Annotated in this window: 3 protein-coding genes; all 3 read right to left on the minus strand. The window is 40.4% G+C overall.

Features of this window, described 5'->3' with window-relative positions:
• Positions 1-653 (minus strand): UDP-2,4-diacetamido-2,4,6-trideoxy-beta-L-altropyranose hydrolase (gene pseG / locus QL995_RS21575; protein WP_290295071.1); only part of this gene is annotated, 653 nt, incomplete at its 3' end.
• Positions 647-1333: a pseudaminic acid cytidylyltransferase gene (gene pseF, locus QL995_RS21580; RefSeq protein ID WP_290295072.1), complete on the minus strand. Its 687-nt coding sequence runs from the start codon at positions 1331-1333 to the stop codon at positions 647-649. The genes pseG and pseF, both read right to left, overlap by 7 nt.
• A gap of 2 nt (positions 1334-1335) precedes the next feature.
• A partial coding sequence (locus tag QL995_RS21585; protein WP_290295073.1) for a DegT/DnrJ/EryC1/StrS family aminotransferase occupies positions 1336-1990 on the minus strand: 655 nt, incomplete at its 5' end.

The following is a 1990-nucleotide window of genomic DNA, read 5'->3' on the forward strand; positions in this document are numbered from 1 at the left end:
TTAACGCTTTTCTTTAAAACATCAAGTACATGCAATGTTGCATTGGGGGCATCTATACCCCCCATAGATAATAATAAACGCGGTGTATTCGCTAATGTATTTAAAGCTATCAATTGTGATGAATGTCGATGCGAAAAGTGAGTATTTATAATTGCATATTGCGTGCCCGTTAAGACGGTGGACTTAGAGTTTAATAAACGATACTCGCTTGGCTCTCTAAGCAATGTTTGATCTATAATCAAGTCTGCAGCGTGCTCTCTTACTAAGTCGTCAATTGCAATGATTTTACAGTTATACGCTTTTTTTACTACCTTATGCCACTGTGCACCAATACCATAGTGGTCTGTAATAACTAAATCAGGACTATCAAATGCAGTAGCGCATTCTTGGGCATCATCACACTCAGTGACTTGCAACCACGCGGCATAATCCGCAGTCGAGGTTGGTACTAGCCAATTTTCAGGTTGCTGTAATTCATAAATAGAGAAACCACGCTGTTTTATAAATGTGACTAAATCACCGTTTTGCGGGCGGGTGGCAAATAAAACGTCGTGACCATCTAGTTTTAGCCTATCAGCCAATACTAAGCAACGCATGATATGGCCGCTGCCTATGTAAGAAGACGCATCAGCCCTAATTACGACCTTTAGCATTCAATCGCTCGGAACAAAGCTTCTGCCAATTCCCAATCTTCAGGTGTATCTATGTCTTGTACTCGTTTACGTGGTAACAAAACAGCCTTCGACCTTGTTCCAAAAATAGCTTTTTTTGCTATAAATGCCTTCGCAGTGCCCCAATAAAACTGCCCGGCATCATGGTATGCTTCTTCGAGATCTTGCGAACGAGTATTTAAATGTTCTGGCTGAAACATTTCAACACATTGTGCATCATTAAGCTTTAAAGCTCTTTGAATTGGAAAAGGAAAACTTGTTGCACTGAAGGCGTAATCTATATTACTCGATGTCAGCTCTATAAATCCGCGCTGGATAAACTCAGGTATTAAAAAAGGAGCGGTTGCATATATACAACATACATTTTCAACACCCCATTCCTGTAACTCGGTATACTCGACAGCATGCTTTATTACATCAAGCGTAGTTGCATAATCATCCGCAATATTAGCAGGGCGCATAAATGGCACTTCTGCCCCATATTGTATTGCAATATCAGCTATTTCAGCATCATCTGTAGAGACAATTACTTTATCAAAACACTTGCTGTCTAAAGCCGCTTCAATCGAATAAGCAATCATTGGCTTACCGTGAAACTCTTTGATATTTTTGCGAGGTATACGCTTACTTCCACCACGAGCAGGAATAATTGCTATATTCATGATTAGGCTTCTAATATTAGTGTTAGCTTACTGATAACTTCGTCTTGCTGCTCATGGGTCATACCATGAAACATCGGCAATGAAATAGCATTGCTGTAATAACTCTCTGCGTTTGGAAAGTCACCTTGTTTAAAGCCCATTTTTTGGTAATAAGGCTGTAGGTGCACTGGAATATAATGCAGGTTAACACCAATACCCTTTTCTCTTAGCTCGTCAAACACTTCTTTATGCGTTTTGCTAATTTCATTTAGGTTTAGACGAATAACATATAAATGTAAGCCAGAATAAGTGTTAGGCAACTGATAAGGCAGTACAATCGGTAAACTGGCCAGCTTATCGTAATAACGCACTGCTAATTCATGACGTGCGGAAACGAACTCACTTAACCGGCTCATTTGCGACACACCGAGTGCAGCTTGCAGCTCCGTCATGCGGTAGTTAAAACCTAAATCCACTTGCTCATAGTACCAACCACCATGCGATGCATTTTCCATTAATGCTTCGTCACGTGTTATTCCATGGCTTCGGTAAAGTGCCATTTTGTCTGCAAGTGCTTTGCTATTAGTTAATGCCGCACCACCTTCTGCAGTGGTAACAATTTTAACAGGGTGAAAGCTAAACACGGTAATATCACTGTATTCACATGAGCCAATTGGT

This window comes from Pseudoalteromonas sp. APC 3358 (assembly GCF_030408075.1).
Classification (GTDB): Bacteria; Pseudomonadota; Gammaproteobacteria; order Enterobacterales; family Alteromonadaceae; genus Pseudoalteromonas; species Pseudoalteromonas arctica.